At 76.1% G+C, this 25728-nt stretch carries 26 protein-coding genes and 1 riboswitch; of the genes, 13 read left to right on the top strand and 13 right to left on the bottom strand.

Annotated features, from left to right (window positions below):
• On the bottom strand, positions 1–482 hold a 482-nt coding region (locus tag ACFU5J_RS19415), incomplete at its 3' end, for a hypothetical protein (RefSeq protein ID WP_430579812.1).
• 59 nt (positions 483–541) lie between these two features.
• Between ACFU5J_RS19415 and ACFU5J_RS19420 the strand changes: the two genes are divergently transcribed.
• From ACFU5J_RS19420 to ACFU5J_RS19440, 5 genes are all read left to right on the top strand, one after another.
• Positions 542–2017 (top strand): MFS transporter, encoded by a 1476-nt coding sequence (locus tag ACFU5J_RS19420; RefSeq protein ID WP_430575617.1) that lies wholly within the window; start codon positions 542–544, stop codon positions 2015–2017.
• A gap of 77 nt (positions 2018–2094) precedes the next feature.
• Positions 2095–3837, top strand: a complete 1743-nt coding sequence (locus tag ACFU5J_RS19425) for an FAD-dependent oxidoreductase (protein ID WP_430579813.1) — start codon at positions 2095–2097, stop codon at positions 3835–3837.
• A gap of 49 nt (positions 3838–3886) precedes the next feature.
• Positions 3887–4159, top strand: coding sequence for a metal-sensitive transcriptional regulator (locus ACFU5J_RS19430; RefSeq protein WP_430575619.1), 273 nt, complete (start codon positions 3887–3889; stop codon positions 4157–4159).
• Between the two features lie 46 nt (positions 4160–4205).
• On the top strand, positions 4206–4385 hold the full coding sequence (locus ACFU5J_RS19435; protein ID WP_430575620.1) for a hypothetical protein: 180 nt from the start codon (positions 4206–4208) through the stop codon (positions 4383–4385).
• Positions 4386–4503: 118 nt separating this feature from the next.
• Positions 4504–5232 carry an NIPSNAP family protein gene (locus ACFU5J_RS19440; protein WP_430579814.1) on the top strand — a complete coding sequence of 243 codons (729 nt, stop codon included), beginning with the start codon at positions 4504–4506 and terminating at the stop codon, positions 5230–5232.
• Positions 5233–5235: 3 nt separating this feature from the next.
• On the opposite strand, the gene ACFU5J_RS19445 is transcribed toward ACFU5J_RS19440, so the two are convergent.
• Positions 5236–6402, bottom strand: coding sequence for an epoxide hydrolase family protein (locus ACFU5J_RS19445; protein WP_430579815.1), 1167 nt, complete (start codon positions 6400–6402; stop codon positions 5236–5238).
• A 138-nt stretch (positions 6403–6540) separates the two neighbouring features.
• Between ACFU5J_RS19445 and ACFU5J_RS19450 the strand changes: the two genes are divergently transcribed.
• Both ACFU5J_RS19450 and ACFU5J_RS19455 read left to right on the top strand, forming a co-directional pair.
• Positions 6541–6954, top strand: a complete 414-nt coding sequence (locus ACFU5J_RS19450; RefSeq protein WP_430575623.1) for a YciI family protein — start codon at positions 6541–6543, stop codon at positions 6952–6954.
• Complete coding sequence (locus ACFU5J_RS19455; RefSeq protein WP_430579816.1) at positions 6951–8129, top strand: RNA polymerase sigma factor; 1179 nt, start codon at positions 6951–6953, stop codon at positions 8127–8129. The genes ACFU5J_RS19450 and ACFU5J_RS19455 overlap by 4 nt, the downstream gene beginning before the upstream one ends.
• A 3-nt stretch (positions 8130–8132) precedes the next feature.
• Here the strand turns inward: ACFU5J_RS19455 and ACFU5J_RS19460 are convergent, their stop codons facing one another.
• From ACFU5J_RS19460 to ACFU5J_RS19470, 3 genes are all read right to left on the bottom strand, one after another.
• A complete protein-coding gene (locus ACFU5J_RS19460) occupies positions 8133–8732 on the bottom strand; it encodes a class I SAM-dependent methyltransferase (protein WP_430575625.1) in 600 nt (199 codons plus the stop codon).
• 81 nt (positions 8733–8813) lie between these two features.
• Positions 8814–9254, bottom strand: coding sequence for a hypothetical protein (locus ACFU5J_RS19465; protein ID WP_430575626.1), 441 nt, complete (start codon positions 9252–9254; stop codon positions 8814–8816).
• A gap of 86 nt (positions 9255–9340) precedes the next feature.
• The gene (locus ACFU5J_RS19470) at positions 9341–10276 is read right to left on the bottom strand and encodes a D-isomer specific 2-hydroxyacid dehydrogenase family protein (RefSeq protein WP_430579817.1); all 936 of its coding nucleotides are present in this window, start codon (positions 10274–10276) and stop codon (positions 9341–9343) included.
• A 70-nt stretch (positions 10277–10346) separates the two neighbouring features.
• On the opposite strand from ACFU5J_RS19470, the gene ACFU5J_RS19475 reads away from it, so the two are divergent.
• Positions 10347–12134 carry an ABC transporter ATP-binding protein gene (locus ACFU5J_RS19475; RefSeq protein ID WP_430579818.1) on the top strand — a complete coding sequence of 596 codons (1788 nt, stop codon included), beginning with the start codon at positions 10347–10349 and terminating at the stop codon, positions 12132–12134.
• A 50-nt stretch (positions 12135–12184) separates the two neighbouring features.
• Here the strand turns inward: ACFU5J_RS19475 and ACFU5J_RS19480 are convergent, their stop codons facing one another.
• Positions 12185–13045 carry an LLM class F420-dependent oxidoreductase gene (locus tag ACFU5J_RS19480; RefSeq protein WP_430579819.1) on the bottom strand — a complete coding sequence of 287 codons (861 nt, stop codon included), beginning with the start codon at positions 13043–13045 and terminating at the stop codon, positions 12185–12187.
• 26 nt (positions 13046–13071) lie between these two features.
• Between ACFU5J_RS19480 and ACFU5J_RS19485 the strand changes: the two genes are divergently transcribed.
• Positions 13072–14064 carry a LacI family DNA-binding transcriptional regulator gene (locus ACFU5J_RS19485; RefSeq protein WP_430579820.1) on the top strand — a complete coding sequence of 331 codons (993 nt, stop codon included), beginning with the start codon at positions 13072–13074 and terminating at the stop codon, positions 14062–14064.
• A 23-nt stretch (positions 14065–14087) separates the two neighbouring features.
• Here ACFU5J_RS19485 and ACFU5J_RS19490 read toward each other — a convergent pair whose 3' ends face one another.
• Positions 14088–14249 carry a hypothetical protein gene (locus ACFU5J_RS19490; protein ID WP_430575631.1) on the bottom strand — a complete coding sequence of 54 codons (162 nt, stop codon included), beginning with the start codon at positions 14247–14249 and terminating at the stop codon, positions 14088–14090.
• A gap of 13 nt (positions 14250–14262) precedes the next feature.
• The gene (locus ACFU5J_RS19495; protein ID WP_430579821.1) at positions 14263–15003 is read right to left on the bottom strand and encodes a class E sortase; all 741 of its coding nucleotides are present in this window, start codon (positions 15001–15003) and stop codon (positions 14263–14265) included.
• A gap of 143 nt (positions 15004–15146) precedes the next feature.
• Here ACFU5J_RS19495 and ACFU5J_RS19500 point away from each other — a divergent pair, with 143 nt between their 5' ends.
• A complete protein-coding gene (locus ACFU5J_RS19500) occupies positions 15147–15827 on the top strand; it encodes a class I SAM-dependent methyltransferase (RefSeq protein ID WP_430575633.1) in 681 nt (226 codons plus the stop codon).
• Here the strand turns inward: ACFU5J_RS19500 and ACFU5J_RS19505 are convergent.
• From ACFU5J_RS19505 to ACFU5J_RS19525, 5 genes are all read right to left on the bottom strand, one after another.
• Positions 15817–16095: an acylphosphatase gene (locus tag ACFU5J_RS19505; RefSeq protein WP_430575634.1), complete on the bottom strand. Its 279-nt coding sequence runs from the start codon at positions 16093–16095 to the stop codon at positions 15817–15819. The genes ACFU5J_RS19500 and ACFU5J_RS19505 overlap by 11 nt on opposite strands.
• 15 nt (positions 16096–16110) lie before the next feature.
• Positions 16111–17553, bottom strand: coding sequence for a hypothetical protein (locus ACFU5J_RS19510; protein WP_430579822.1), 1443 nt, complete (start codon positions 17551–17553; stop codon positions 16111–16113).
• Between the two features lie 129 nt (positions 17554–17682).
• Positions 17683–18309, bottom strand: coding sequence for a copper resistance protein CopC (locus ACFU5J_RS19515; protein ID WP_430579823.1), 627 nt, complete (start codon positions 18307–18309; stop codon positions 17683–17685).
• Positions 18306–19082, bottom strand: a complete 777-nt coding sequence (locus tag ACFU5J_RS19520) for a YcnI family protein (protein ID WP_430579824.1) — start codon at positions 19080–19082, stop codon at positions 18306–18308. The genes ACFU5J_RS19515 and ACFU5J_RS19520 overlap by 4 nt, the downstream gene beginning before the upstream one ends.
• Before the next feature lie 76 nt (positions 19083–19158).
• Entirely contained in the window at positions 19159–19803 is a 645-nt protein-coding gene (locus ACFU5J_RS19525; RefSeq protein ID WP_430575638.1) for a hypothetical protein, read from the bottom strand.
• A 78-nt stretch (positions 19804–19881) separates the two neighbouring features.
• A riboswitch (TPP riboswitch) is annotated at positions 19882–19997 on the top strand.
• On the opposite strand from ACFU5J_RS19525, the gene ACFU5J_RS19530 reads away from it, so the two are divergent.
• The 3 genes from ACFU5J_RS19530 to ACFU5J_RS19540 all read left to right on the top strand — a co-directional run bounded on the left by ACFU5J_RS19530 (position 19988) and on the right by ACFU5J_RS19540 (position 25720).
• Positions 19988–21640 (top strand): bifunctional hydroxymethylpyrimidine kinase/phosphomethylpyrimidine kinase, encoded by a 1653-nt coding sequence (locus tag ACFU5J_RS19530; protein WP_430579825.1) that lies wholly within the window; start codon positions 19988–19990, stop codon positions 21638–21640. It overlaps the preceding riboswitch by 10 nt.
• A 361-nt stretch (positions 21641–22001) precedes the next feature.
• Positions 22002–23867, top strand: coding sequence for an ABC transporter ATP-binding protein (locus ACFU5J_RS19535; RefSeq protein WP_430579826.1), 1866 nt, complete (start codon positions 22002–22004; stop codon positions 23865–23867).
• The gene (locus ACFU5J_RS19540; protein WP_430579827.1) at positions 23864–25720 is read left to right on the top strand and encodes an ABC transporter ATP-binding protein; all 1857 of its coding nucleotides are present in this window, start codon (positions 23864–23866) and stop codon (positions 25718–25720) included. The genes ACFU5J_RS19535 and ACFU5J_RS19540 overlap by 4 nt, the downstream gene beginning before the upstream one ends.
• The last annotated feature ends 8 nt before the right edge of the window (positions 25721–25728 follow it).

The raw sequence follows: 25728 nt of genomic DNA on the forward strand, positions 1-25728 counted from the left end.
TCGCGGGCCAGGCCGAGCGATCCGTCGTCCTCCGGGCTCGGCGCGACCTCCTCGGGCTCGACCGCCTCGGTGCTCAGCCCGCCGTCGACCCGCACCTCCCAGCCGGCGACGGACCGTGCGGCGGCTCTCCCGGGGAGGCGCTGCGCGGTCGCGCCGCCGTCGCCGACGGTGTCGCCGGCGTCCTCCTCCTGCACCCGGGTGGCGTCGTCGGCCCGGAGGGAGGAGGTCCGTCCGCCCTCCGACGCCTCGTACTGGAGCCGGTGGCGCATCGCGTCGCCGTCGACGCCGCCGGCGGGGTCGGAGGTCCCTTCGGCGGCGACGGCGGCCGGGGGAGCGAGCCCGGAGGCGGGGCGTGCCTCCGTCCCGTCGGCGGCCGCGGCGGTCAGCGCGAGGGGCGCGGCCAGGGCCGCGGCGCTCGCGGTGCGGAGCGCACGGCGGCGCCGGGCGCGGGGATCCTGTGGACCGTTCGGGTGAGCAACCATGTGAACGAACGTACAAGCCGCCGCCGTGCGTGCATCTCGGGGCGGGCGTACCACGGAGGATGCCTTCGACGGAGAGCGGCACGACGACGCTGCGGACGATCACCACGGACGTGCCGGCCCGCCTGGACCGGCTGCCGTGGGCGCGGTGGCACTGGATGATCGTGATCGGGCTGGGGACGGTGTGGATCCTCGACGGGCTCGAGGTGACGATCGTCGGCAACCTGTCCGACGCGCTCAAGGGGGACACCGGCCTCGGTCTGACCAGCGCGGACATCGGTCTCGCGGGCGCGGTGTACGTCACGGGCTCGTGCCTGGGCGCGCTGGTCTTCGGCCAGCTCACCGACCGGTTCGGGCGCAAGCGGCTCTTCATCCTCACGCTGCTCGTGTACCTCGTGGGCACCGTGCTGACGGCGTTCTCGATGAACCCGCTGTACTACTTCGCGATGCGGTTCGTCACCGGCCTGGGCATCGGGGGCGAGTACGCGGCGGTGAACTCGGCCGTCGACGAGCTGATCCCCGCGACGTTCCGCGGCCGGATCGACATCGCCATCAACGGCTCGTACTGGGTGGGAGCGGCGGGTGGCGCGCTGCTCACCATCCCGCTGCTGAACCCCGAGCTGGTCCCGGCGTGGCTGGGCTGGCGGCTGTGCTTCGCGCTGGGCGCGGTGCTCGGCCTGTGCGTGCTGTTCGTGCGGCGCAACGTCCCCGAGAGCCCGCGGTGGCTGTTCATCCACGGCCGGGAGAAGGACAGCGAGCGGATCGTCGCGGACATCGAGGCGCGCGTGCGTGAGCAGGACGGCGTCGACCTCCCGGAGCCCGAGGGCACCCTGACCGTGCGCCAGCGGCACACCGTTGGCCTCGGGCGCATCGCGCGGACGGTGTTCGCCGACTACCCGCGGCGCACGGTGCTGTGCCTCGCGCTGTTCGTCGGGCAGGCGTTCCTGTACAACGCGTTCTTCTTCACCTTCGGCGACACGCTCCAGACGTTCCTGGGCGTCGGGCAGACCGGCGCCTACATCGCCCTGTTCGCCGTGAGCAACTTCCTCGGGGCGCTCATGCTCGGCCCGCTGTTCGACAAGGTCGGCCGGGTGCGGATGATCTCCGCGACGTACATCGTCTCCGGGGTGCTGCTGGCGGTCGCCGGGCTCATGCTCGGCGGGCTGACGGCCTGGACCCTGACCCTCTTCGGGATGGGGATCTTCTTCGTGGCGTCGGCGGGGGCGAGCTCGGCCTACCTCACCGCGAGCGAGGTCTTCCCGATGGAGACCAGGGCACTGTGCATCGCGTTCTTCTACGCGGTCGGCACCGCCGTCGGCGGGATCACCGGGCCGCTGCTGTTCGGGCGGTTGATCGAGTCGGCGGGCGAGGCCCAGGACATCTCCGGGATCGCCGTCGGGTACTACATCGGCGCGGCCCTCATGGTCGCCGGCGGGGTCGTGGCGATGTTCCTGGGGGTCGGCGCCGAGCAGAAGTCCCTCGAGGACGTGGCGACGCCGCTGTCGGCGCAGGACGCGGAGCGCGACGGGGAGGGCTGAGCAGGCCGGCGCGCGCGGCCGCGCCTCGCTGACCAGCGGATTGGGAGAGCAAATACCCCCCGGGGTATCGTCGAGCCATGATCGACAGCAGCGCACCCGCCCCCTCGACCTCGCCCACCCGCGCGCGGCGCATCGTCGTCGTCGGGGGAGTGGCGGGCGGCATGAGCTGTGCCGCCCGCGCGCGACGCCTCGACGAACAGGCCGAGATCGTCGTGCTGGAGCGCGGCGCGCACGTCTCGTTCGCCAACTGCGGCCTGCCCTACCACGTGGGCGGCGAGATCCCCGACGCCGACGAGCTCCTGGTGCAGACGCCCGCGTCCCTGCGCGCGTCGCTCGACCTGGACGTGCGCACCGGGCACGACGTCACCGCCGTGGACACCGGCCGCCGCGTCGTGGTGGCGCGCACCGCCGAGGGCGACGTCGAGCTGTCCTACGACGCGCTCGTGCTCTCCCCGGGCGCGCGGGCCGTCCGCCCGCCGGTCGAGGGCCTCGGCTCGCCGCGGGTGCGGACGCTGCGCACCGTGGACGACGCGCGCGCCCTGCGCGCCCAGGTGGAGGCCGGGGCCGGCCGTGCCGTCGTGCTCGGCGCCGGGTTCATCGGCGTGGAGGCGGCCGAGGCCCTGGCGCTCGCGGGCCTGGACGTCACCCTCGTGGAGCTCGGCGCGCACGTGCTGCCGCCGCTCGAGGACGAGGTGGCCCAGCCGGTGACCGCGGAGCTGCGCCGCCTCGGCGTGACCGTCCGCGCGGGCGTCGGCGCCCGCGCCCTCCGCGCGGCCGAGGACGGCACGCACGACCTCGTCGTCCTGGACGACGGGACGTCGGTCCCCGCGGACCTGGTGGTCCTGTCGGTGGGCGTGCGCCCCGACACCGAGGTCTTCGAGGCCGCGGGGATCGAGTGCGAGCGCGGCGCGATCGTGGTCGACGCCCACGGCCGCACGTCCGCCCCGGGAGTGTGGGCGGTCGGCGACGCCGTCGTCCAGGCCGACGCCGTCACGGGTGCCCGCCGCCCGGTCGCGCTGGCCGGCCCGGCCAACCGCGCCGGCCGCCTCGTGGCCGACGACATCGTGCGCCCCGGGAGCGCGCGCCCGCTGCCCGCGCCGCTCGGCACCGCCGTCGTGCGCGTCGGCGAGCTGACCGCGGCCACCACGGGCGCGAACCGCGCCGCGCTCGACGCCGCCGGGGTCGCCCACCGCACCCTGCACCTGCACCCGAACCAGCACGCCGGCTACTTCCCCGGCGCGCGCCAGCTGCACCTCGTGCTGCACGTGCGCGCCGACGACGGGCTGCTGCTCGGCGCCCAGGCCGTCGGTCACGACGGCGTCGACAAGCGGATCGACGTGCTCGCGACGGCGCTGCGCGCCGGCCTGACCGTGCCCGACCTGATCGACCTCGACCTCGCCTACGCGCCGCCCTACGGCCAGGCGAAGGACGCGGTGAACCTCGCGGGGATGGTCGGCGCCAACGTGCTCGACGGCACCCTGCGGCTCTGGTACGCCCAGGACGTCGACGACGTCCTCGACACCGCGCTCGTGCTCGACGTCCGCAGCGCGGGCGAGATCGCCTCCGGCCTGCTGCCGGGCGCGCTCCACGTGCCGCACACCGAGCTGCGCGACCGCCTCGACGAGGTGCGGGAGGCCGCCGCGGGCCGCCCCGTGCGCGTCATGTGCGCCTCCGGGGTGCGCTCGGCGATCGCCCACCGCGTCCTGACCCAGGACGGGTTCGACTCCGCGTCGCTGTCGGGCGGGACGATCACGCTGCGCGCCGTCCTCGGCGACCGGGCGGGCGACCTGCTCGTCACGCCCGAGCCCGTCCCCGCGTGACACCCACCCGACCCCGCCCGACACCACCGGCCCGACGAGAGGGACCCCGATGCTCACCACCGACAGCGACGCCCAGCGCCGCATCCTCAACCGCCTGCGCCGTGCGCGCGGTCAGCTCAACGCCGTCATCGACGCCGTCGAGGAGGGCCGCTCCTGCCGCGACGTCGTCACGCAGCTCGCGGCCGTCTCGGCGGCGCTCGACCGCGCCGGCTTCGCCGTGATCTCCACGGCGATGAAGGAGTGCCTCGCCGACCCGGACACCCCCGGCGAGGACGGCCTCACCACCGAGGAGCTGGAGAAGCTCTTCCTCACGCTCGCCTGAGCCAGAACCGACCCACGACCCACACCGTCGATCAGGAGAACCCCCCGTGTGCTACCCCGTGACCTGCAAGCAGTGCGGCAAGACGACCTGGAAGGGCTGCGGCCAGCACGTCGACGACGTGCGTCGCGCCGTCCCCGCCGGGCAGTGGTGCCCCGGGCACGACGACGAGCCGGCCTCCGGGGGCAGCTCCGGCGGCGGCTTCCTGGCGCGCCTCTTCGGGCGCTGAGCCGCGCGGTCGACGGCGGGGCGCGGGGTCCCTTGACCCCGGGACGGGGCGCCGGGAAGACTGCCGGGCAGCCGACCGCGCCGCCGGTCACCCCTGCGAGACGCGAGGAGCCTGCCCGGTGACCGACCTCCGCTGCCCCGTCGTCGAGCTTCGGCAGTACACGCTGCGCCCCGGGCGGCGCGACGAGCTCGTGGAGCTGTTCGAGCGCGAGCTCGTCGAGCCCCAGGAGGCGGCGGGCATGACCCTCCTGGGCCAGTTCCTGGACCTCGACGACCCGGACCGGTTCGTCTGGCTGCGGGGCTTCGACGACATGGACCGTCGGGCCGAGGCCCTGGCGGCCTTCTACGGCGGGCCGGTCTGGCGGGCGCACCGCGACCGCGCCAACGCCACCATGGTCGACTCCGACGACGTCCTCCTGCTGCGCCCGGTCTCGCCCGCCGGCGGGTTCCCGGCGCCGGCCCCGCGTCCCGCGCCGGGCGCGCCCTCCGGGACGCGCTCGACCGTGGTGGCGACCGTGTTCTGCGGCAGCACGCCGTTCGACGGCGCCGTGGCGGGGCGCGTGCAGCAGGCCGTGCCGCGGCTCCTCGCCGAGTCCGGCGTCGAGCCGCTGGCCCTGCTGTGCTCGGAGCACGCCGTCAACACGTTCCCCGCCCTGCCGGTGCGCACGGGCGAGGAGGTGCTCGTGTGGCTGGCGCGCCTGGACGCGGACGGGGGCGCGGACCGGCTCTCGGCCGTGGAGGAGTCCGCGCGCTGGCGCGAGGAGGTGCTGGCTCCCCTCGAGGCGCTCGGCGGTCCGCCGCCGCAGCGGTTGCGGCTGGTGCCGACCCCGAGGTCGTCCCTGCGATAGGGCTCACACCGCCTGCCGGTACGGCCGGAAGAACTCGCGGAGCTCCGCCGCGTACAGCTCCGGCTCCTCGAACGCGGCGAAGTGCCCGCCCCGCGGCGGCTCGCTGACGCGGACGAGGTTCGTGGTCCGCTCGAGCCAGGCGCGGGGCGGTCGCAGCAGGTCGCCGGGGAACAGCGCGAACCCCGACGGCACCTCGACCCGGCGGGCGAGCTGCGCCGGGTCGATCGACCCGTTGGCGTGGTACATCCGCATCGACGAGCCGATCGTGCCGGTGACCCAGTACTCCGTGACCAGCGCAAGGATCTCGTCCCGGGTGTACGACCGCTCGACGTCGCCGCCGCAGTCGCTCCACGCCCGCAGCTTCTCGACGATCCACGCGGCCAGGCCGACGGGGGAGTCCGCGAGCCCGAACGCGGCCGTCTGCGGGCGGGTGCGGTGCATCGCCCCGTACGCGCCCTCCGTCGCGCCCCACGCCGCGGCCTCGGCGAACCATGCGCGCTCCTCGGGGGTGAGCTCGGCCAGGTCCCCGGACCACACCGGGACGCCGCCGTCGGTGCGGTGCACGGCGGCCACGCGGTCGGGGAAGTCGAGGGCGAGGTAGCGGCTCACGTGGCTGCCGATGTCGCCGCCGGCCGTGGCGAACCGGTCGTATCCCAGGGCGCCCATGAGCTCGGCCCACAGCGCGGCGACGTCGACCGAGCTGAGGAGGCGGTCGAGCGGCGCGGGCGACCACCCGAAGCCGGGCATGTCGGGGACGACGACGTCGAACGCGTCCGCCGGGTCGCCGCCGTGCGCACCCGGGTCGGTCAGCAGGGGCACCACCTTGCGGTAGCGCCAGGAGGAGTCGGGCCAGCCGTGCGCCAGCAGCAGCGGCAGCGCCCCGCGGGAGCCCCCCGCCGCCCGCACGTGCACGAAGCGCACGTCCCGGCCGCCGACGCGCGCCGTGAAGCGCGGCAGGCGCGCCTGCTCCGCGAGGTCGGCCGCCCAGTCGAACTCCTCCGCCCAGTACCGCACGAGCCCGCGCAGGTAGTCCGCGTCCGTCCCGAGCGACCAGCCCGCGCCGTCGGGGGCGTCGGGCCACCGCGTCGCGCGCAGGCGGGCGCGCAGGTCGGCGAGCTGCCCGGGGTCGGCGGGAGGGGCGAACGGTTCGATCCTCGGCGCGGTCGTCACGACCGTCACGCTACGACCGCCCGCCGCCGCTCGTCGGGCGGACCGCCTGGTCGCCGCCCGATGTCGAGAACGTCGTGCCGGCTCCGTCCCTGGGGTGTCGGCGGTGACAGGCACCGCCCACGACGACAGGATGGAACCATGGCCAAGTACCTGCTGCTCAAGCACTACCGCGGGATCCCGGAGCCGGTGCCCGGCACGGACGTGCCGATGGACCGGTGGACGCCCGACGAGGTCACCGCCCACATGGAGTTCATGGGCCGGATGATCGAGGACCTCAAGGAGCGCGGCGAGTTCGTGGACGCCCAGGCGCTCTCCCCGCGCGGGGACTTCGTGCGGTACGACGGCGAGGGGCGGCCGCCGGTCACGGACGGGCCGTTCGCGGAGACCAAGGACCTCATCGCCGGGTGGATGGCGATCGACGTCGAGTCCCAGGACCGGGCGTACGAGGCCGCGGCGTACCTGTCCTCGGCCCCTGGCCCCGGGGGTCGTCCGCTGCACGAGTGGATCGAGGTGCGGCCGTTCCTCACCGACAACGCCGAGGTCACCGGATGACGCCGACCGACCGGGACGAGGCGCTGAGAGACCTGGGACCCCAGGTCCTCGGCGTGCTCGTCCGGCGGGGCGCCGACTTCGCGACCGCCGAGGACGCCGTCCAGGAGGCGCTGCTGGAGGCGGTGCGCCGCTGGGACGCCCCGGACGGCGCGCCGTCGGACCCCAAGGGCTGGCTCGTCACCGTCGCCTGGCGCAAGTTCGTCGACGCGCGCCGGTCGGCGTCCGCCCGCGCCCAGCGGGAGATCCGTGTGACCCTCGAGCCGCCCGCCGGACCCACCGAGCAGGCCGACGACACGCTGCTGCTGCTCAGCCGGTGCTGCCACCCGGTGCTCACGCCCGCGTCGTCGGTCGCCCTCACGCTGCGGGCCGTGGGCGGGCTGACGACGGCGCAGATCGCCCGGGCGTTCCTCGTGCCGGAGGCCACGATGGCGCAGCGCATCTCGCGCGCGAAGAAGACGGTGACGGGCGAGCGGTTCTCCGAGCCCGGCGACGTGCGAGCCGTGCTGCGCGTGCTCTACCTGATCTTCAACGAGGGCTTCACGGGCAGCCCGGCCGAGGGCGTCGACCTCGCCGCCGAGGCGATCCGCCTGACCCGCCAGCTGGTGGCCGCCGTGCCCGACGACGCGGAGGCCGCGGGGCTGCTCGCGCTCCTGCTGCTGCACCACGCGCGCCGCGCCGCCCGCACCTCGGCCGCGGGGGAGCTGGTGCCTCTCGACCGGCAGGACCGTTCCCGGTGGGACACCGCGACGATCGCCGAGGGCGTGGCCCTCCTGCAGGGCGCGCTCGCGCGCGACCGGCTCGGGCCCTACCAGGTGCAGGCGGCGGTCGCGGCCCAGCACGACGACGCCGCGACCGCCGACGAGACGGACTGGACGCAGATCCTCGAGTGGTACGACGAGCTGGTCCGTCTCGAGCCCCGCAACCCGGTGGTGGCGCTCAACCGCGCCGTCGCCGTCGGGCACGTCGACGGGCCGCTCGCCGGCCTCCGGCTCGTGGAGGGCCTGCCGGACGACCTGCCGCGCCGCGACGCCGCCGCCGCGTACCTGCACGAGCAGGCGGGGAACCACGACGACGCTGCCCGCCTGTACGCGGCCGCCGCCGACGCTGCGACCAGCACCGCCGAGCGGGCCCACCTCACCCGGCAGGCGGCGCGGGTGCGGCAGGAGGCCGGCTGAGCCCTACGCGGCGGGCCGCAGGCCGAGGCGGTACCAGCGCGGCCTCGTCCGGTTCATCGGGAACCCGAGCCCCGCGGTGTCGGCGTCACGGACGTCGAGCAGGTCCCAGGCGTCGAACGCGCCGGTGATCTCCGCCTCGGAGACGCCCTCGGTCAGGCGCTGCCACCGCGACGGGCCGAACTGGAGCATGAGCACCGTCGCACCGGGGCGCGCCAGGGAGGTCACGCCGCGCGCCTCGGCAGCTCGCCGCGCGGGGTCGAGGCCCTGGAAGCACCCGACGTCGAGGAAGAGGTCGAACGTGCCGAGCCCGGCCGACGGCAGGTCGGTGACGTCGCCGACGACGTAGGTGCCGCCCGGGTCCCGGCGCCGGGCCTCCTCGACGGCCCGCGGCACGAGGTCGATGCCGACGGCCTCCCAGCCGCGCCGCGCGAGCTCGGGGGTGTACTGCCCGCGCCCGCAGCCGAGGTCGAGCGCGCGGCCCAGGGGAGGGGTCCGGGACGACTCCTCGCGGTCGAGCACGGCGGCGACGGTCGGCGCCGCTGCCTCGGCGTAGCCCTCCCAGGGCGTCATGCCGAGGCGGTACATGCGGGCGTACTTGGTCACGCGACCAGTCCAGCACGAGTCCAGCACGGCGGCACCGCGCACGCGCCCCTGGGGGAGCGGGTCAGCAGGCGAGGGTGGTGCTCAGCCGCACTCGTCGCAGATGCCGGTGGCGGGCAGCGCGGTGAAGCAGGTGGGGCAGATCGCGAGCTCCGGCTCCGGCACCACGGGCTTGCGCGGGGCGGCCGGGGCCTTGCGGCGCGGCGCGGCGGCCTTGCGGGCGGGAGCCGCGGCAGCGGCCGCCGACGCGGGGGCGGAGGCCACGAAGCCGTGCTTGCGGAGGATGGTCGCGTCGTCGCACTTGGCGTCGACGAGGTCCTCGGCGCGGGCGGGGACGCCGGTCGCGTACTTGTGCGCGACGCCGAGCACGGCCTTGGAGTCGTAGGTGCGCTCGTCGTGCACGAAGGTGTGGCTCGGCGTGGGCGTGAACCCGTAGACGCCGACGAAGGCGTCGCGGCCGCGGTCGTCGTACTCCTCGATCGCCCGGAGGATGTGCTGGCGCGTCACGCTCGAGAAGGTAGCCACGGCATCAGGTTAGTCGCGTCCCGGGGCCGATCGGACCGTCCGGGGGCGACTGTGGCGAGCACCGCACCGCCGGCGGGTCGTCGGTGTCAGTACCCCGCCGCGGTGTCGACGACGCCCACCAGCTCCCGGCCGGAGACGAAGCGTCGCAGGTTCTCCTCGACGCGCCCGCGCAGGAGCGGCGCGATCATCTCGGCCGTGTCGGCCGTGTGGGGGGTGATCAGCACCCGCGGGGCGTCCCACAGCGGGTGGCCGTCGGGCAGCGGTTCCGGGTCGGTCACGTCGAGGGCGGCGGCGCCCAGGTGGCCGGACGCCAGCGCGTCCAGGAGGGCGTCGGTGTCGACCAGCCCGCCGCGCGCGATGTTGACGAGGACGGCGCCGGGCTTCATCGCGGCCAGCTCGGCGGCGCCGAGGATCGCGCGGGTCTCGGCGGTGAGCGCCGCGGCGACCATGACGACGTCCGCCTCGGCGAGCTCGGCGAGCAGGTGGTCGGAGGTCACCGTGCGCGCGGCGCCCGGGACCGGCTCGGGGCGGCGGCGGACCACGACGTCGTGGGTCCCGAACGGGGCGAGCAGGTCGAGGTAGGTCCGCGCGATGCCCCCGGCCCCGAGGACGAGCACGCGGGCTCCGAAGAGGGTGGCGCCGGCGGGCCGGCCCCACGAGCGGGCGCGCGCCCGCTCGGGCAGGTGTCGCAGCGACGCGAGGGTGAGGGCGAGCGCGTGCTCGGCCACGGGGCGCGCGAACGCCCCCTTGGCGGACGTCCAGGTGACCGTCTCGCGGAGCAGCCCGGCCGAGGCGAAGCCGTCGACGCCCGACGACGGCAGCTGGCCCCAGCGGACCCCCGGCGCGGAAGCCAGGGCCCCGTCGAGCCCCGAGTCCTGGAGGCCCGCGGCGTCGTACCCGCCGAACCAGAGCGGGCCTTCCGTCTCGGCCCCGAGCGGGACCAGCCGCGCGCCCGCCGCCTCGACGGCGTCGGGGACCCACGCGGGAGCCTGCGGTGCTGCGGTGATGCCGGGTGCGTCCATCCCGCGATTCAAGCACCCGCGACCCACGCCCGGGACGGCCGTCCACCGTCCCTCTGTCTAGAATCGATTCGTGCGCCGGAAAGCCCTTGCCAGCTCGTCCGACCAACCCCTCCTCGACGGCCAGCGGCCAATACGGTCGCTGCTGCGCCTGCTCGGCACGCAGCCGCGCCGGATGGCCGTCGCCCTGGCGGCCTTCGCGGTCAAGGAGACGCCGCTGTGGTTCCTGCCGGTGATCACCGGCGCCATCATCGACATCGTCGCGGGCGACGGGTCCGTACGGTCCGTGCTGCTGTGGTTCGCGCTCGCGGTGGTGCTCCTCGCGCAGAACTACCCGAACCACATCGTCTACACCCGCAACTTCATGACCGTCGTGCGCGGCACGGGCGCCGCGCTGCGCAACGCCCTCGTGGAGCGGCTGCAGGCGCTGTCGATCGGCTACTACTCCCGGGCCAGCTCCGCGGTCGTGCAGAGCAAGGTGGTCCGGGACGTCGAGAACGTCGAGCTCATGCTGCAGCAGGTCACCCACCCGCTGCTCTCGGCGACGATGGTGATGATCGGCGCGGTCACGATGACCGCGATCAAGGTGCCCGAGTTCCTGCCCGTGTACGCCCTCGCCATCCCGACGGCGCTGGTCATCCGCCGCACGATGTCGCGGCGGTCGCAGGTCCGCAACGAGGAGTTCCGCCGCGAGATCGAGGGCTTCTCCGCCCAGGTGGGCGAGATGGCGTCCCTCATCCCGGTGACGCGCGCGCACGGCCTGGAGCGCACCGCCGTGTCCCGCGTGGCCGACGGCGCCGACGAGGTGCGCCGCGCGGCGCTGCGCCTCGACCTGCTCAACGGGCGGGTGGCGTCCGTGTCGTGGGTCGCGATGCAGCTGCTCGGCGTCGGCTGCCTGGTGCTCGCGGCGGTCGTGGCGCTCACGGGCTTCATCGCCGTGACGCCCGGCGAGGTGGTGCTGCTGTCCACGTACTTCGGCCTCCTCACGCAGGGGCTGACGCAGGTACTCAACCTCGTGCCGGTCACCGCGCGGGGCGTGGAGTCGGTGCGCTCGATCGCGGAGGTCCTCGCGGAGCCCGACCTGGAGCAGAACGAGGGGCGCCGGCACGTGGACGCGGTGCGCGGGCGCCTGCGACTCGAGCACGTCTCGCACCGCTACGCCGACGCGTCCGACGACGCCCTGCACGACGTCGACCTCGAGGTCCGCGAGGGCGAGACCGTGGCGTTCGTCGGGCCGTCGGGGTCGGGCAAGTCGACGCTGCTCAACCTCGTCCTCGGCTTCGTGCGCCCCACCTCGGGGCGGCTGCTGCTCGACGGCGCGGACATGGCGGGCCTCGACCTGCGCACGGTGCGGCGCTCGGTCTCGGTGGTGCCGCAGGAGTCGGTGCTCTTCGAGGGCACGATCCGCGAGAACGTCGCCTACGGGCTGGACGAGGAGGCCGCGACCGACGAGCGGGTCCGCGCCGCCCTGCGCGACGCCAACGCGCTCGAGTTCGTCGACGCGCTCCCCGACGGCTGGGGCACCGTCGTCGGGCAGCGGGGCGCGCGGCTCTCCGGCGGCCAGCGGCAGCGCCTCGCGATCGCGCGGGCCCTGGTGCGCGACCCCCGCATCCTGTTCCTCGACGAGGCGACCAGCGCGCTCGACCCGGAGGCCGAGGCCACGGTGCGCGACGCCCTCGACCGCCTGATGCGGGACCGCACCACCCTCGTGGTCGCGCACCGGCTGTCCACGGTGCGCGCGGCCGACCGCATCGTCGTGCTGGAGCGCGGCCGGGTCGTGGAGGTCGGCAGCCACGACGAGCTGATGCGCCGCGGCGCCCGGTACGCCGCCCTGCACGCCGCGCAGGCGGGGGCGGCGTGAGGCTCGGGGCGGTGTCGCGCGGGCCGGGCGCCGGCGGAGGCGCGGAGGGCTCAGGCGGCCGCACGCAGGGCGGGGAGCGCGGCGGCGACGTCGTCGAGCTCGCGCAGCGCGCTCTCGCCGGAGGACAGCACCACCACGAACTCCGAGACCCCCGCCGCGGCGTACCGCCCGACCAGGCCGGGGAGGTCCGCGAGGCCGTGCTCGCGCAGCCGCAGCTGCACGGTGCGGCGGATCTGCGCGGGGTCGCGACCGACGTCGGCGCAGTGCCGCTCGAGCACCTCGCCGAGCGCCGCCACCTGCTCCGGCGTGCTGGACGTGTCGTTCCACGCGTCGGCGTACCGCGCCACGAGCCGCAGCGTGCGCCGCGGCCCGGAGCCGCCCACCCAGATGGGCGGGTGCGGGCGCTGCACGGGCTTGGGCTCCGCGACCGCGTCCGCGAGCCGGTAGTGCGCGCCGTTGAACGTGGTGCGCGGCCGCGTCCAGAGCGACGTGAGGATCTGCAGCGACTCCTCGAGCCGGTCCATCCGCTCGCGCACGGTGCCGAGATCCAGCCCGTACATGGTGTGCTCGTGCTCGTTCCAGCCGGCGCCGACGCCCAGCTCCAGGCGCCCGCCGGAGAGGTGGTCGACCGTGGTGGCGAGCTTGGCCAGCATCACCGGGTGCCGGTAGGAGTTGCCGGACACAATGCAGCCGATCCGCACGTGCGAGGTGGCCACGGCCATCGCCGCCTGCATGGCCCACGCGTCGAAGATGGGGCGGTCGTCGTCCGCGCCGAGCGAGGCCAGGTGGTCCATCACCCACACGTGGTCGAAGCCCGCCTCGTCGGCGGTGCGCCAGACCTGCCGGAAGGTGGCCACCGGCGCGTCCTGCGTGAGCTTGATCCCGAAGCGGATCGGCTGTCCCGACGTCATGGGCCCATCCTGGCGCGGGGGCGCGCATGGTGACCATCCACGACGTCGCCCGGCACGTGGGCGTGTCCGCGGCGACCGTCTCCAACTACCTCAACCGGCCCGAGAAGGTGGCGCCCGCGACGACGGCCCGCATCCGCGCCGCGGTCGAGCAGCTCGGCTTCGTGCCGAGCCTGTCGGCCCGCCAGCTGCGCTGGCAGCGCTCCGGCATCGTCGGGGTGTCCGTGATCAACGCGTCCAACCCGTTCTTCGCCGACGTCGTCACCGCGGTGGAGCGGGTGGTGGCGCGGGCCGGCCTGACGCTCGTCACGGGCAGCACGCACGAGTCCCCGGACCAGCAGGAGCGGCTCGTGGCGCTGTTCGAGCAGCTGCGGTTCGACGGGACGGTCGTGGCGCCGTCCGACGCGCAGATGGCGGCGCTGGTCGCGCGCAAGGAGCGCGGCCACCCGGTGGTGGTCGTGGACCAGCAGGACCCGGCGCGGCGGCTGTCGACCGTGTCGCTGCGGCACCGCGAGGGCGGGCGGCTCGCGGCCCAGCACCTGGTCGACGGTGGCCGGCGCCGGCTGCTCGTCGCGACCGGCACCGCCCGCGTCCAGCAGACGCGCCGCCGGCTGCAGGGGGTCCGGGACGTGGTCGGGGCGACGCCCGGTGCCACGCTGCGCGTCGACCACGCGGACGACCTCGGGCTCGAGGAGGGTGCCGCGGTGGGTCGCCGCATCGCCGCCGCGGCCCCGGGCGCGCGGCCCGACGGCGTGCTCGCCGGCAACGACACGCACGCGCTGGGGCTCGTGCGCGCGCTGCTCGACGGCGGCGTGCGGGTGCCCGAGGACGTGGCCGTCGTCGGGTACGACGACATCCCGTTCGCCACGACCGGCGCCGTGCCGCTCACCACCGTGCGCCAGCCGGCCCGCGCGATCGGCACCGCCGCCGCGGAGATCCTGCTGCGCGAGATCGACCACGCCGCCGCGCCGCGCGAGGAGGTCCTCCTCGACCCGGAGCTCGTGGTGCGCCAGAGCGCCTGAGCGGCCGGGCGGGTGGGCTCGCGTCAGCCGACGGCCGGGTCGCCCTCGAGCAGCGTCATGTACGGCGCGATCGCCGGGAAGACCCACAGGAACAGGACGGCCACCGCGGCGGCCACGAGCACCAGCGACTGCAGCACCCGCCAGAACACGTTGCCCGGCAGGTGACGGAAGATCCACGCGTACATGTCGTCTCCTGCCTCAGCGGACCTGGTCGGGGGTGCCGTCGGCGCGGTCCATCCAGCCGACGAAGGTCGCGTAGGTGATCCAGCGGTGGTCGTTGCCGTACTCGCCGAGCGTGAGCGAGTGGCAGGTGGTGAGCGTCAGCAGGCGCTCGGTCGGCTTCTGGTCCGGGTGGTGGGGCACCGGTGCCACGACGTCCACCTGGTCGGGGGTGACGATCTCGTGGTCGGTGACCTCGTACACGTACCAGGTCTTCGCCGTCTCGACGATGACCTGGTCGCCCTTCTTCAGCTCGTCGACGTGGCGGAACGAGTTGCCGTGCGTGCGCCGGTGCCCGGCGAGGGCGAAGTTGCCGATGTCGCCCACCTGCTGCGACGCCTCGTAGTGGCCCGCCATCGCCTTGTCCAGCACGTCCATGCCCGTGCCCTCGGCGATCGGCATCGCGTTGTTGGTCAGGCCGTACCAGCGCGGCACGATGAGGGTCCCGATCGTCTCGCCGTACCCGACGGGGTCCGGCACGGGCGGGTCGTCGGTGCGCAGCTCGGCCACCGCCGGGTTGGCCGGCGGCAGGGTGGCGCGGAACTCCTGCACCACCTCCTGCGCCTGCGCGTTCGCCTCCACGGACGTCCACCACAGCTGCCAGACGACGAAGAGCCCGAGGACCACGCCGAGCGTGATGAGCAGCTCGCCGACGCCGCCGACCACGGCGCTGCCGGCGGAGCGGCGGCGGGGAGGTCGGGCGTGGGTGGGACTCGTCACGTGCGCGATCGTACGTGGTCGCGGGGCCTGTCGCGGCGCGGCGGTGACCTGCGGACGGCGGGCGGCCGGGCTCGCCGGGGCGGGGCGCCGGCCCGGCCCGCGGGGGCCTGTCGCGCGTGGTCGGCGCATGGGAGCCTGGACCGGTGACCAGCGACGACGAGACCGCGACGGGACGGCGCGCCGCACGGCTGCGGCGCCGCTGGGACCGCGAGGCGGCGGGCTACGACCGGGCCTTCGCGGCCGCGGAGCGGCGGATGTTCCCCGACGTGCGCGGGCGGCTGTGCGCGCGGGCCCAGGGCCGCACCCTCGAGGTGGCGGCGGGCACGGGGCTCAACCTGGCGCACTACCCCCGGGCCGTGACCGCGGGCGCGTACACGGGGGTCGAGTGGAGCCCCGCGATGCTGGAGCTGGCCCGCCGCCGTGCGGCGGGGCTGGGCCTGGACGACGTCGACCTGCGGCTCGGCGACGCGCAGGCCCTCGACCTGCCCGACGCCGCGTTCGACACCGTCGTGTGCACGTTCTCGCTGTGCGCCATCGGCTCCGACCGGGCGGCCCTCGCGGAGATGACGCGCGTGCTGCGGCCCGGTGGCCTGCTGCTGCTCGCGGACCACGTCGCCTCGAGCGTCTGGCCGCTGCGCGCGCTGCAGGCGGCCGCCGACCTGGTGAGCGTGCCGCTGGCCGGCGAGCACTTCGGCCGCCGCCCCGCGCGGTGGGTCCAGGAGCAGGGGCTCGTCGTGGAGGAGCACGAGCGGACCCGGGCGGGGGTCATCGAGGTCGTGGCCGCGCGCCTCCCGGCGGGGTGGTCGGGACCGGTCAGCCGCTGACGACGAACGCGCCGTCGCCGCGCGGCGGCACGTCCTCGACCTCGACGCGGGTGACGACGGCCGCGGTCGGGCCCTCGCGCAGGAAGGCGAGCATCGCCGCCACGGCGTCGGGGGCGCCCTCGACCTCGGCCTCGACGGTGCCGTCGGGCAGGTTGCGCACGAGGCCGACCACGCCCGCGTCGGCCGCGGCCCGGCGCGTCGCCCAGCGGAACCCGACGCCCTGGACACGGCCGTGCACCCGCACGCGCCGCCGCACCGTGGTGGTCATCCGGCCCTCCGTCCGTCAGTCGAACATGTCGCCGATGTCCCCGATGTCGTCGAGGATCCCGCCCAGCACCATCCCGCCCAGCACGGCGCCGAAGACGTCCGAGCCGCTGCGGCCCGCCGGGCGGCGGCCGCCCTCCCAGCCGCCGTACCCCCGGTCGCCGCCGTTGTAGCCGCCGTCCCACCGCTGGCCGCTGCCGGCGCGGGCGATGTCGCGGTGCGCCAGCGTGGCGGCCTCCGCCGCGAGGGCCGCGCCGCGGCGGGCCGCGGCGAACGCCCGCTCCGGGTCCGCCGCCGTCCGCGCCTGCGCCACCTCGCGCTCCGCCTCCGCGAGCCGCGTCCGCGCGTCCGGCCCGACGGGGGCGCGGTAGTCGTCCACGACGGAGCGCGCGGCCGTGAGCTGCCGCTCGGCGTCGTCGAGCGCGGGCCCGAGGCGCGCCGCGGCCTTCCGGGTGCGCTCGTCGCGCTCCGCCCGCTCGGCCACGGCGTCGTCGAGCGCGGTGTTGGCCTCCCGCACGCGCGTGAGGGCGTCGAGGGGGTCGCCCGGCTCGCCCGGCGCGGGCAGCGACGCCAGCGCGGCCTCGAGGGCGTCGACGGCGCCGTCGATCCGGCCCGCGCGCACGTTGGCCGGCAGGGCGCGGGCCTGGGCGAGCTCGGCGCGCGACTCGGCGACGATCGCGCCGAGCGCGGCCTCGGCGCGCAGGGCCTCCGCCTCGTAGTCGTCGACGGCGCGCAGCAGCCCCTCGGCGCGGCGCACGGCCTCCTCCGCCGCGCGGGCGGCGGCGCCGGCCTCCGCCACCTGCTGCGTCGTCAGACGCTTGCGGGCGGCGGCGGTGCTGCGCCCGGCGAACTCGAGGAGGCGCTCCGCCTGGTCGGGGTTGTCCGCGACGGGCAGCAGGGCGCGCTCGGCGTACTGGCCGCGCAGCCGCTCGAGGTCCGCACGCGCGGCCGGCACGGCCTCGCGCACCCGGGCGAGCTCGCCGTCCACCCGGGCGACGACGTCCGGGGTCGCGCGGACGGTCTGCCGCAACCCGGCGAGGCCGCGGTCGATGTCGTCCAGGGAGCCGCCGGCGGACCGGCACAGGTCGACGATCCGCGCCGACCACTCGCGCCGCTCGGCGTCCGTGTCCGGCACCTCGTCGTGCAGCCGCTGGTTGAGGTGGAACGCCTCGGCCAGGCGCTCGCGCGCGCGCCGCAGCGTGGGCGCGAGCTCGCGGGTCTCCCGCTCGCCGAGCTCGGCCACCGCGAAGGCGAGCTCGTCCTCCGCGAGGCGGGCCCGCTCGTCCGTGCGCACCAGCGCGGAGCCGGCCTCGACGCCGAGCCGCTGCAGCTCCGCCTCGAGCTCGGCCGCCCGCGCCCGGGCGGCGTTCCTGCGCCGCGCCGCCCAGACGGCCACCGCCGTGACCAGCACGACCACCACGACCAGGCCCGTCACGATCCCGACGATCTGCCCCGCATCCATGGTCGGCATCGTAGGCGGCGCGCGGCAGGTGCGGGGACGCCCGGCCGCGGCGCCTCCCCGAGACCGGTCAGGGCCAGGGCCACGCACGCGTGGTCCTGGCCCTGACCGGTCGTGGGCGGGTGTCGTGCCTCAGTCGCGGCGCCGCGCGACGCGGAGCGCCACGAGGACGGCCGCGCCCGCGAGCACGACGACGCCCCCCGCGATGCCCAGCACGACGACCAGCTCGGAGGAGCCGCCGGTGCCCGTGGTGCCGGTGCCGCTCGCGGGCCGGGCCTCGTCGGCGCCGGCGGCGGGGGAGCCGCACGGCGTGGCGGCGGCGTCCGGGGTGGCCGCGGTGGTCCCGGCGGGCGGGTCGTAGGTGAACGAGAACTGCCCGCTGGTCGGGTGCCCGTCGGCGGACACGATGCGCCAGTCCACGGTGTACTCGCCCGCCGGGCCGAGCGTCACCGGCACGGACGCCGTGCGGTCCTGGGTGGTGGGGCACCCGGTCGCGTGCTCGGCGCCGTCCGCGTCGGTCACGGAGATCACGGTGCTCGACCCGTCCGCGGCGAGGTTGAGGACCGCCTCGTCGAAGGTCACCTCGACGGACTCGGGCGCCTCGGTCACGGTCGAGCCCGTGGCCGGCGTCGTCCCGACGACGACGTTGTGCGCGCTCGCCGGCCCGGCCAGCCCGACCGCGCCCGCGAGGGCGAGCCCGACGGCGCCCGCGCCGGCCAGGAGCGCGCGGCGGGCCGTGCCGCGCCGGCGGCGGGTCACTGCTGCCCCGTCCGGGCGCGCGTGCGGGCGAGGGCGGCGACGCCCGTCACCGCGCCCACGAGGCCCAGCCCGAGGCCGGCCGCGCCGAGCGCGAGGGGCAGGGTGTCGTCGGAGCCGCCGTCGGCGCCCGCCCCGTCCGACGCCTGCGCCGCCGTGTCGGACGCGGCGCCGTGCGCGTCGCCCCCGGTCGCGGGGACGACCTGCAGCACGGGGGCGGGGTGCTCGGGCTCGTCGTCGCCCGTCGCGGGCTGGTCCCACTCGACGACCTCGCCGTCGGAGTACGTCTGCGTGGTCGGAAGCGTGATCGTGTCGACGCCGTCGGGCACGGCGCCGGCCGAGACCGAGAAGCGGAGGAACTCTCCGGGCGCGATGCCGGCGTCCGGGTCGTCGGCGGTCCACTCGACGCTCGCGGGCGCCTCGGTGAGGGTGGTGCCCTGGACGTCGACGGGCTCGGGCAGCGCGGCCCGGGTCACCTTCGCGCTCCACCCGGGGACGGGCTCGACGGACACGCTGGTGAACGGCGTGTCGGTCGGCAGGGCGACCTTCACGGCGGTCGTCGAGGCCTCGGGGGACTCGTTGGGGACCTTGAAGGTCAGGGTGGCGTAGGCGCCGGACTCGGCCGAGTCCGGCGTCACCGTCACGTGCGCGGACGCGGCGGCGGCGCCGAGCACGAGGGCCGGGACGGCGAGGGCGGCCGCGCCGGCGAGCCGGCGGGTGCGCACGGCGACGGCGGCGCGGCGGGGGCTGGTGCGGGCAAGGGTGGTCGAGGACATGGCTGTCTGCTCCGGTGGTTCGAGGGGGTCGTGGGACGGCGGGGCCCGCCCCGTCCGACCTCGGACCGGGGCAGGCTCAGGCGGCGCGCACGAGGGCGCCGCGCCACGACGGCGGTCCGCGCGGCGCGGGGCGGCGGCGGGCGTCCCAGGGCAGCGGGCGCCAGGCGGGCCCGGCGACGACCGGGCCGCGCCGCACCACGGGCAGCGCCGGGGGGCCCTGCACCAGCAGGGCGACGTGCGCCAGGTGCGAGGCGACGTTCGCCGCGGCCCGGTCGCCGGCGGCCAGCAGCAGCGCCGTCAGGACGACCGCGACGGCGTGCGCGGCGAGCATCCACGTGGTGGTGCCGCCGTCCGCGGCGTGCTCCAGGTGCGTGGCGACGCCGGCCGCGGGAGGCAGGGAGCCGGGCCCGAGGTCGTGGCCGGCGTGCCCGGCGAGGGCGGTGGCCGTCGTCCCGGCGTCACCGGCGGGGGCGGCGCCGAGCACCGACAGGGCGGAGTGCTGCACGAGCTGCAGCGCGACCATGGCGGGCAGCAGGCGACGGAGCGTCAGCCGGCGTCGCGCCGTCCAGACGGCGACGGGCGCCGAGAGCGCCAGCACGACCAGCCACGCGAGGGGTGCACCGGGCAGCGAGCCGCCGGCCAGGAGGTGGGCGGCGGCCGCGATGCTGAGCGTCGTGCCGGCGACGAGGAGCTCGCGCACACGACGGACGACCACGGACACCCCCGCACCCTATCCCGGCGGGCGACGCGCCTGGTGGGACGCGCGGACGCCCCTCGCGGGCGGTGGGCTACGGTGGCGCCGAACGACACGGGGTGCCTCCCGCCGTCGGCCCCGGCCGGCGCCTGGACGCTGAGATCACACCCGTCGAACCTGATCTAGCTCGTACTAGCGAAGGGATGTCGGCATGAGCGTGCGCGCACGTTACGACAGCTCCGCCCACCAGGGCACCACCGACCGTGGCACCACGGGCCAGGGCACCACCGAGCACGGCACCACCGACCGCGCGGCCCCGCCCAGCCGGCCCCGCGTCCTCGCGATCGCGGGCTCCGACCCCTCGGGCGGCGCCGGGGTCCAGGCGGACCTCAAGGCGGTCGCGGCCGCGGGCGGGTACGGGATGGCGGCGCTGACCGCCCTGACGGCGCAGAACACCCGCGGCGTGCGGGGGGTGCACGTGCCGCCCGCGGAGTTCCTCACGGCCCAGCTCGACGCGCTCGCGGACGACGTCGCGATCGACGCGGTGAAGATCGGGATGCTCGCGGCCGCGCCCGTCGCGCGGGCCGTCGGGGCGTGGCTGGACGGGCTGCCGGGCGGGGCGACGTCGCCCCGCCCGGCCGTCGTGCTCGACCCGGTGATGGTGGCCACCAGCGGCGACCGCCTGCTCGACCCGACGGCCGAGCGCGCCGTGCGGGACCTGCTCGCGAGGGTCGACGTGGTCACGCCCAACCTGCCGGAGCTCGCGGTGCTCGTCGAGGAGCCGCCGGCCGCCTCCTGGGCCGCGGCGCTCGACCAGGCGCGCCGGCTCGCCGCGCGCCACGACGTGCTCGTGGTGGCCAAGGGCGGTCACCTGACCGGCGACGACGGCGCCGGCGCCCCGGACGCCCTCGTCGGTGCCGACGGCGTGCTGCTGGAGCTGGCCGGCGAGCGGGTGCGTACGACGGCGACGCACGGCACCGGCTGCTCCCTGTCGAGCGGGCTGGCGGCCCGGTACGCCCGCACCGGCGACTGGGCCGAGGCGCTGCGCGCCACGAAGGCGTGGCTCGCGGCCGCGATCCGGGCGGGGGAGGCGCTGCGCGTCGGCGGCGGGCACGGGCCCGTCGACCATCTCGCGGAGAGCACCCCGTCGGGCGCGGTGGAGCGGGAGCGGCCGGGTGCGCAGGACGGTGCCGCCGCCGCGGCCGGCCGGGCCGCCGTCGACCGGTGGTGGGACGCCGCCGCCCCGGTGCGCGCCGCGATCGACGGGCTGCCGTTCGTGCGCGCGCTCGGCGACGGGTCGCTCGCCGCCGACCGGTTCCGCACCTACCTCGAGCAGGACGCGATCTACCTGCGCGAGTACTCCCGCTGCCTGGCCCGCGCGAGCCAGCTCGCCCCCACGCGCGCCGAGCAGACCTTCTGGGCCGGCGGGGCGCACGGCGCGCTGGTCACGGAGCTCGACCTGCACACGAGCTGGCTCGGCGGCGAGCCGACCGACGTGCCGGCCAGCCGGACGACGGCGGCGTACCTCGAGCACCTGCGCGGCGCGGGCGACGACTACGCGACGCTCGTCGCCGCCGTCCTGCCCTGCTACTGGATCTACCAGGACGTGGGGGAGCGGCTGGCCGCGCTGAACCGCCCCGGCCACCCGTACTCCGCCTGGCTGGGCACCTACGCCGACGAGGAGTTCGCCGCCTCGACCCGCCGGGCGGTCGCCGTCCTGCGCCGCGCCGCCGGGGACGCCGGGCCCGCCACGCGGGCGCGGATGGCGGCGGCCTTCCAGCGGGCGTGCGAGCACGAGCTCGCGTTCTTCGACCAGGCCGCCGAGCCCCGTGCGGTCGCGCTCGCCGGGGCCGCGGCGGGGTGAGGTCCGCCGCGCCGGGGCGCCTCGGGTCACCCGCCGGGTCAGCCCGGCGCCATGCCTTCGCCGCGCCTTCACCGCGTGCCGGGCAAACGCTTGCCAAGGAGGGGTGACCGGGGCAAGCGTGTCGGTGGCGGGTGTCAGAATGGTGGTGATGCCCGACACAACGCGCGCACCGCGCAGCAGCAGCAGAGGCGCCGCAGGCGCCGATCCCTCCGACAGTCCGAGGAGGAGCTCCGCCTCCTCCGCCGCGCGCCGACCCGCCGCGCCCGGCACCCCGCCCGGCCGGTCGTCGGGGCCGCCCGGTCCCGCCGGCCCGCAGGCCACGGCCGCCCCCGCGGGCTCCGAGCTCTCCACGATCGCGTCGGTGCGGCGGCTGTACCCGTACGTGCGCCCGGCCGTGCCCCGCCTCATCGGCGGCCTGTTCTCCGCGCTGGGCGCCAGCCTCGCCGCCCTCGCGATCCCGCGCGTGCTGCAGACCCTGGTCGAGGGCCCGCTCGCCGAGGGGGCGGCCGCCCACGACCTGGGCGCGCTCGTCGTGCCGGTCGTCCTGGTCCTCGTGCTCGGCGTCGCCGAGGCCGGCTTCGTCCTGCTGCGGCGCAACCTCGTGATGTACCCCGGCACGCGGATCGAGGCGGAGATGCGCATGTCGCTGTTCCGCCACCTGCAGGACCTCCCGGTCGCCTTCCACGACCGGTGGCCCGGCGGCCAGCTGCTCAGCCGCATCATGGGCGACCTCGGCCTGCTCCGCCGGTGGCTGATCTTCGGCCTCCTGCAGCTCGTGGTCAGCGCCGTGACGATCGTCGTCGGCGTCGGGATCCTCCTGGCCACCGCCGGCTGGCTCGGCCTCGTCTACCTCGCGGGCGCGATCCCCGTGACGGTCATCGCGTTCCGCTTCTCGCGGCGCTACCGCGTCATCGCGCGCCTCTCGCAGGACCAGTCGGGCGACCTCGCCACCACCGTCGAGGAGTCCGTGCACGGCATCCGCGTGCTCAAGGCCTTCGGCCGCGGCCGCGACGCCCTCGACTCGTTCACCGACCAGGCCGAGGAGCTGCGCCAGACGGAGATCCGCAAGGCCGGCAACCAGGCCACCGTCACCACCGCGCTGCAGCTCATCCCCGAGGTCACCCTCGCGGTGTGCCTCGTGCTCGGCACGGTCCTGGCCGCCCAGGGGCAGATCACCGTCGGCAGCCTCGTCGCGTTCTTCCTCACGGCCGCCGTGATCAACGGCCCCGTGGTCGACCTCGGCATGACGCTCTCGATGACGCTCAACGCCCGCACCGCCGTCGACCGCTTCTTCGAGGTCATGGAGACCCCGAACCCGCTCGCCGACCCGGCGGACCCGGTCGAGGTGGGAGCCTCCCGCGGGCAGCTCGAGCTGCGCGACGTGACCTTCCGGTACGAGGACTCCGCGCGCCCCGTGCTCGAGCACGTCGACCTCGAGCTGCCGGTCGGCACCACCACGGCGCTCGTGGGCCTCACCGGGTCCGGCAAGTCCACCCTCGCCATGGTCGTCCCGCGCATCTTCGACGTCACGGGCGGCGAGGTGCTGCTCGACGGCGTGGACGTGCGCCGCATGCGGCGCCACGACGTGCGGCGCGCCGTGGCGGTCGCCTTCGAGGACCCCACGCTGTTCTCCGCGTCCGTGCGCGACAACGTGCTGCTCGGCGTCCCGGAGGCCGGCCCCGACGCCGTCCCCGAGGCCGAGCGGGAGCGCCGGCTGCACGAGGCGATCGAGGTGGCCCAGGCCGGCTTCGTCGCCGACCTGCCCCAGGGCGTCGAGACGCGGATCGGGGAGGAGGGGCTGTCCCTGTCCGGCGGGCAGCGCCAGCGCCTCGCCCTCGCCCGCGCCATCGCCGCCCGGCCGGCGGTGCTCGTCCTCGACGACCCCCTGTCCGCGCTCGACGTCGCGACCGAGGAGGCCGTCACCACCCGCCTGCGGTCCGTGCTCGACGGCACCACCAGCCTCGTCATCGCGCACCGCCCGTCGACCGTGGCGCTCGCGGACCGGGTCGCCGTGCTGCAGGACGGGCGGATCACGGCCGTGGGCACGCACAGCGAGCTGCTCGCCACGGACGCCCACTACCGGCACGTCATCTCCAGCCTCGAGCAGGACTGGGAGGAGAGCGCCGAGCACTCGGGCCGGGAAGAGCCCGACCGCGCCCGGGCCGAGCAGGACCACACCGAGCAGGACCATGCCGAGCAGGCCCAGACCGAGGAGGTCCAGCGGTGAGCCGCCCCAGCACCCCCGCCCCCGCCCCCGCCGGGGACCAGGGGCGACGTCGCCCCACCGACGCGAGCGCGGACGACGCCACCCGTCTCGACAAGGAGACGTCGCGCGCCGTCCGGTCCCGCTCGATGCGCCTGCTGGGCGAGATGCTCCGGCCGCGCCTCGGGGCCCTCGGCCTCGCCGGCGTCCTGGTCGTGCTCTCGACCCTCGGCCAGGTCGCGGGCCCGTGGCTCGTGTCCCTCTCCATCGACTCGGCGGTGCCCGACCTCATGGGCGGGGACGTCAGCACGCTCGTCATCGTGGGCTCGGCCTATCTGGTCGCCGCCGTCGTCGGCGGGCTCTGCGCCGGCGCCTACGTGCGGCAGGCGGCCAGGATCGCCCAGGGGGTGCTGCTGGACCTGCGCCGGCGCGTCTTCCGGCACACCCAGCTGCTGAGCCTGGAGTTCCACGAGTCGTACACGTCGGGCCGGATCATCAGCCGCCAGACGTCCGACCTCGAGGCCCTGCGCGAGCTGCTCGACGGCGGTCTCACCGGCGTCGTGTCCTCGCTCATGCTCATGATCTTCACGGGGCTGGGCCTGTTCCTGCTCGACTGGCGCTCCGGACTCGTGCTCGCCGTCGCCCTCGTCCCCGCCTGGCTGCTGACCCGCTGGTTCCAGAAGCACTCCCAGGTCTTCTACCGCGAGCAGCGCACCGCCTCCGCGCGGCTCATCGTGAAGTTCGTCGAGACGATGACGGGCATGCGGGCCGTGCAGGCGTTCCGCCGGGAGTCCACCACCGAGGCGGAGTACGACCGGATCGGCGAGGAGTACCGCGACGCCAACCTGCGGATCTTCAGCGTCAACGGCCGCTACCAGCCCGGCCTCGTCCTCATCGGCAACGTCGCGGTCGCGGCGGCGCTCGCGGTCGGCGGGTGGCGGGTGGTGCAGGGCTCGCTCGACGTCGGCGTCCTGGTGGCCTCCCTGCTGTACGTGAAGCGGTTCTTCCAGCCGATCCAGCAGCTCGGCATGTTCTACAACTCGTTCCAGTCCGCCACGGCGGCGCTGGAGAAGGTGTCCGGTCTGCTGGCCGAGGAGCCCACCGTCGTGGAGCCGCGGCGGCCCGTGTCGTTGCCGCACGCGCGCGGCGGGCTGCGGCTGCAGGACGTCACGTTCCGCTACGGCGACGGGCCCGTGGTGCTGCCGGACCTCGACCTCGCCATCCCGGCGGGGCAGACGGTCGCGCTCGTCGGCACGACCGGCGCCGGCAAGTCCACCCTGGCGAAGCTCGTCACGCGGTTCTACGACGCCAGCGAGGGCCGCGTGCTGCTGGACGGCGTCGACGTGCGCGACCTGTCGACCACCGACCTGCGGCGCGCCGTCGTCATGGTGACGCAGGAGGCGTACCTGTTCAGCGGGTCCGTGCGGGAGAACATCGCCCTCGGGCGGCCCGGCGCGCCCCAGGCGGACATCGAGGCCGCCGCCCGTGCGGTCGGGGCGCACGAGTTCATCATGGACATGCCCGACGGGTACGACACCGACGTGAACAAGCGCGGCGGGCGCGTGTCCGCGGGGCAGCGACAGCTGCTCTCCTTCGCGCGCGCGTTCCTCGCGGACCCGGCGGTGCTGGTCCTGGACGAGGCCACGTCCTCGCTGGACATCCCCGGCGAGCGTCTGGTGCAGCACGGCCTGCAGACGCTGCTGGCCGACCGGACGGCGATCATCATCGCCCACCGGCTGTCGACCGTCGCGATCGCCGACCGTGTGCTCGTCATGGAGCACGGGCGCGTGATCGAGGACGGGACGCCCGACGAGCTGGCCGCGGGCGACGGGCACTACGCCGCCCTCAACGCGGCCTGGCAGGACTCGCTCGTCTGACGCCTCGC

Origin of the sequence: Isoptericola sp. NPDC057559 (assembly GCF_042801555.1) — a bacterium.
In the GTDB taxonomy this organism is placed as follows: domain Bacteria; phylum Actinomycetota; class Actinomycetes; order Actinomycetales; family Cellulomonadaceae; genus Isoptericola.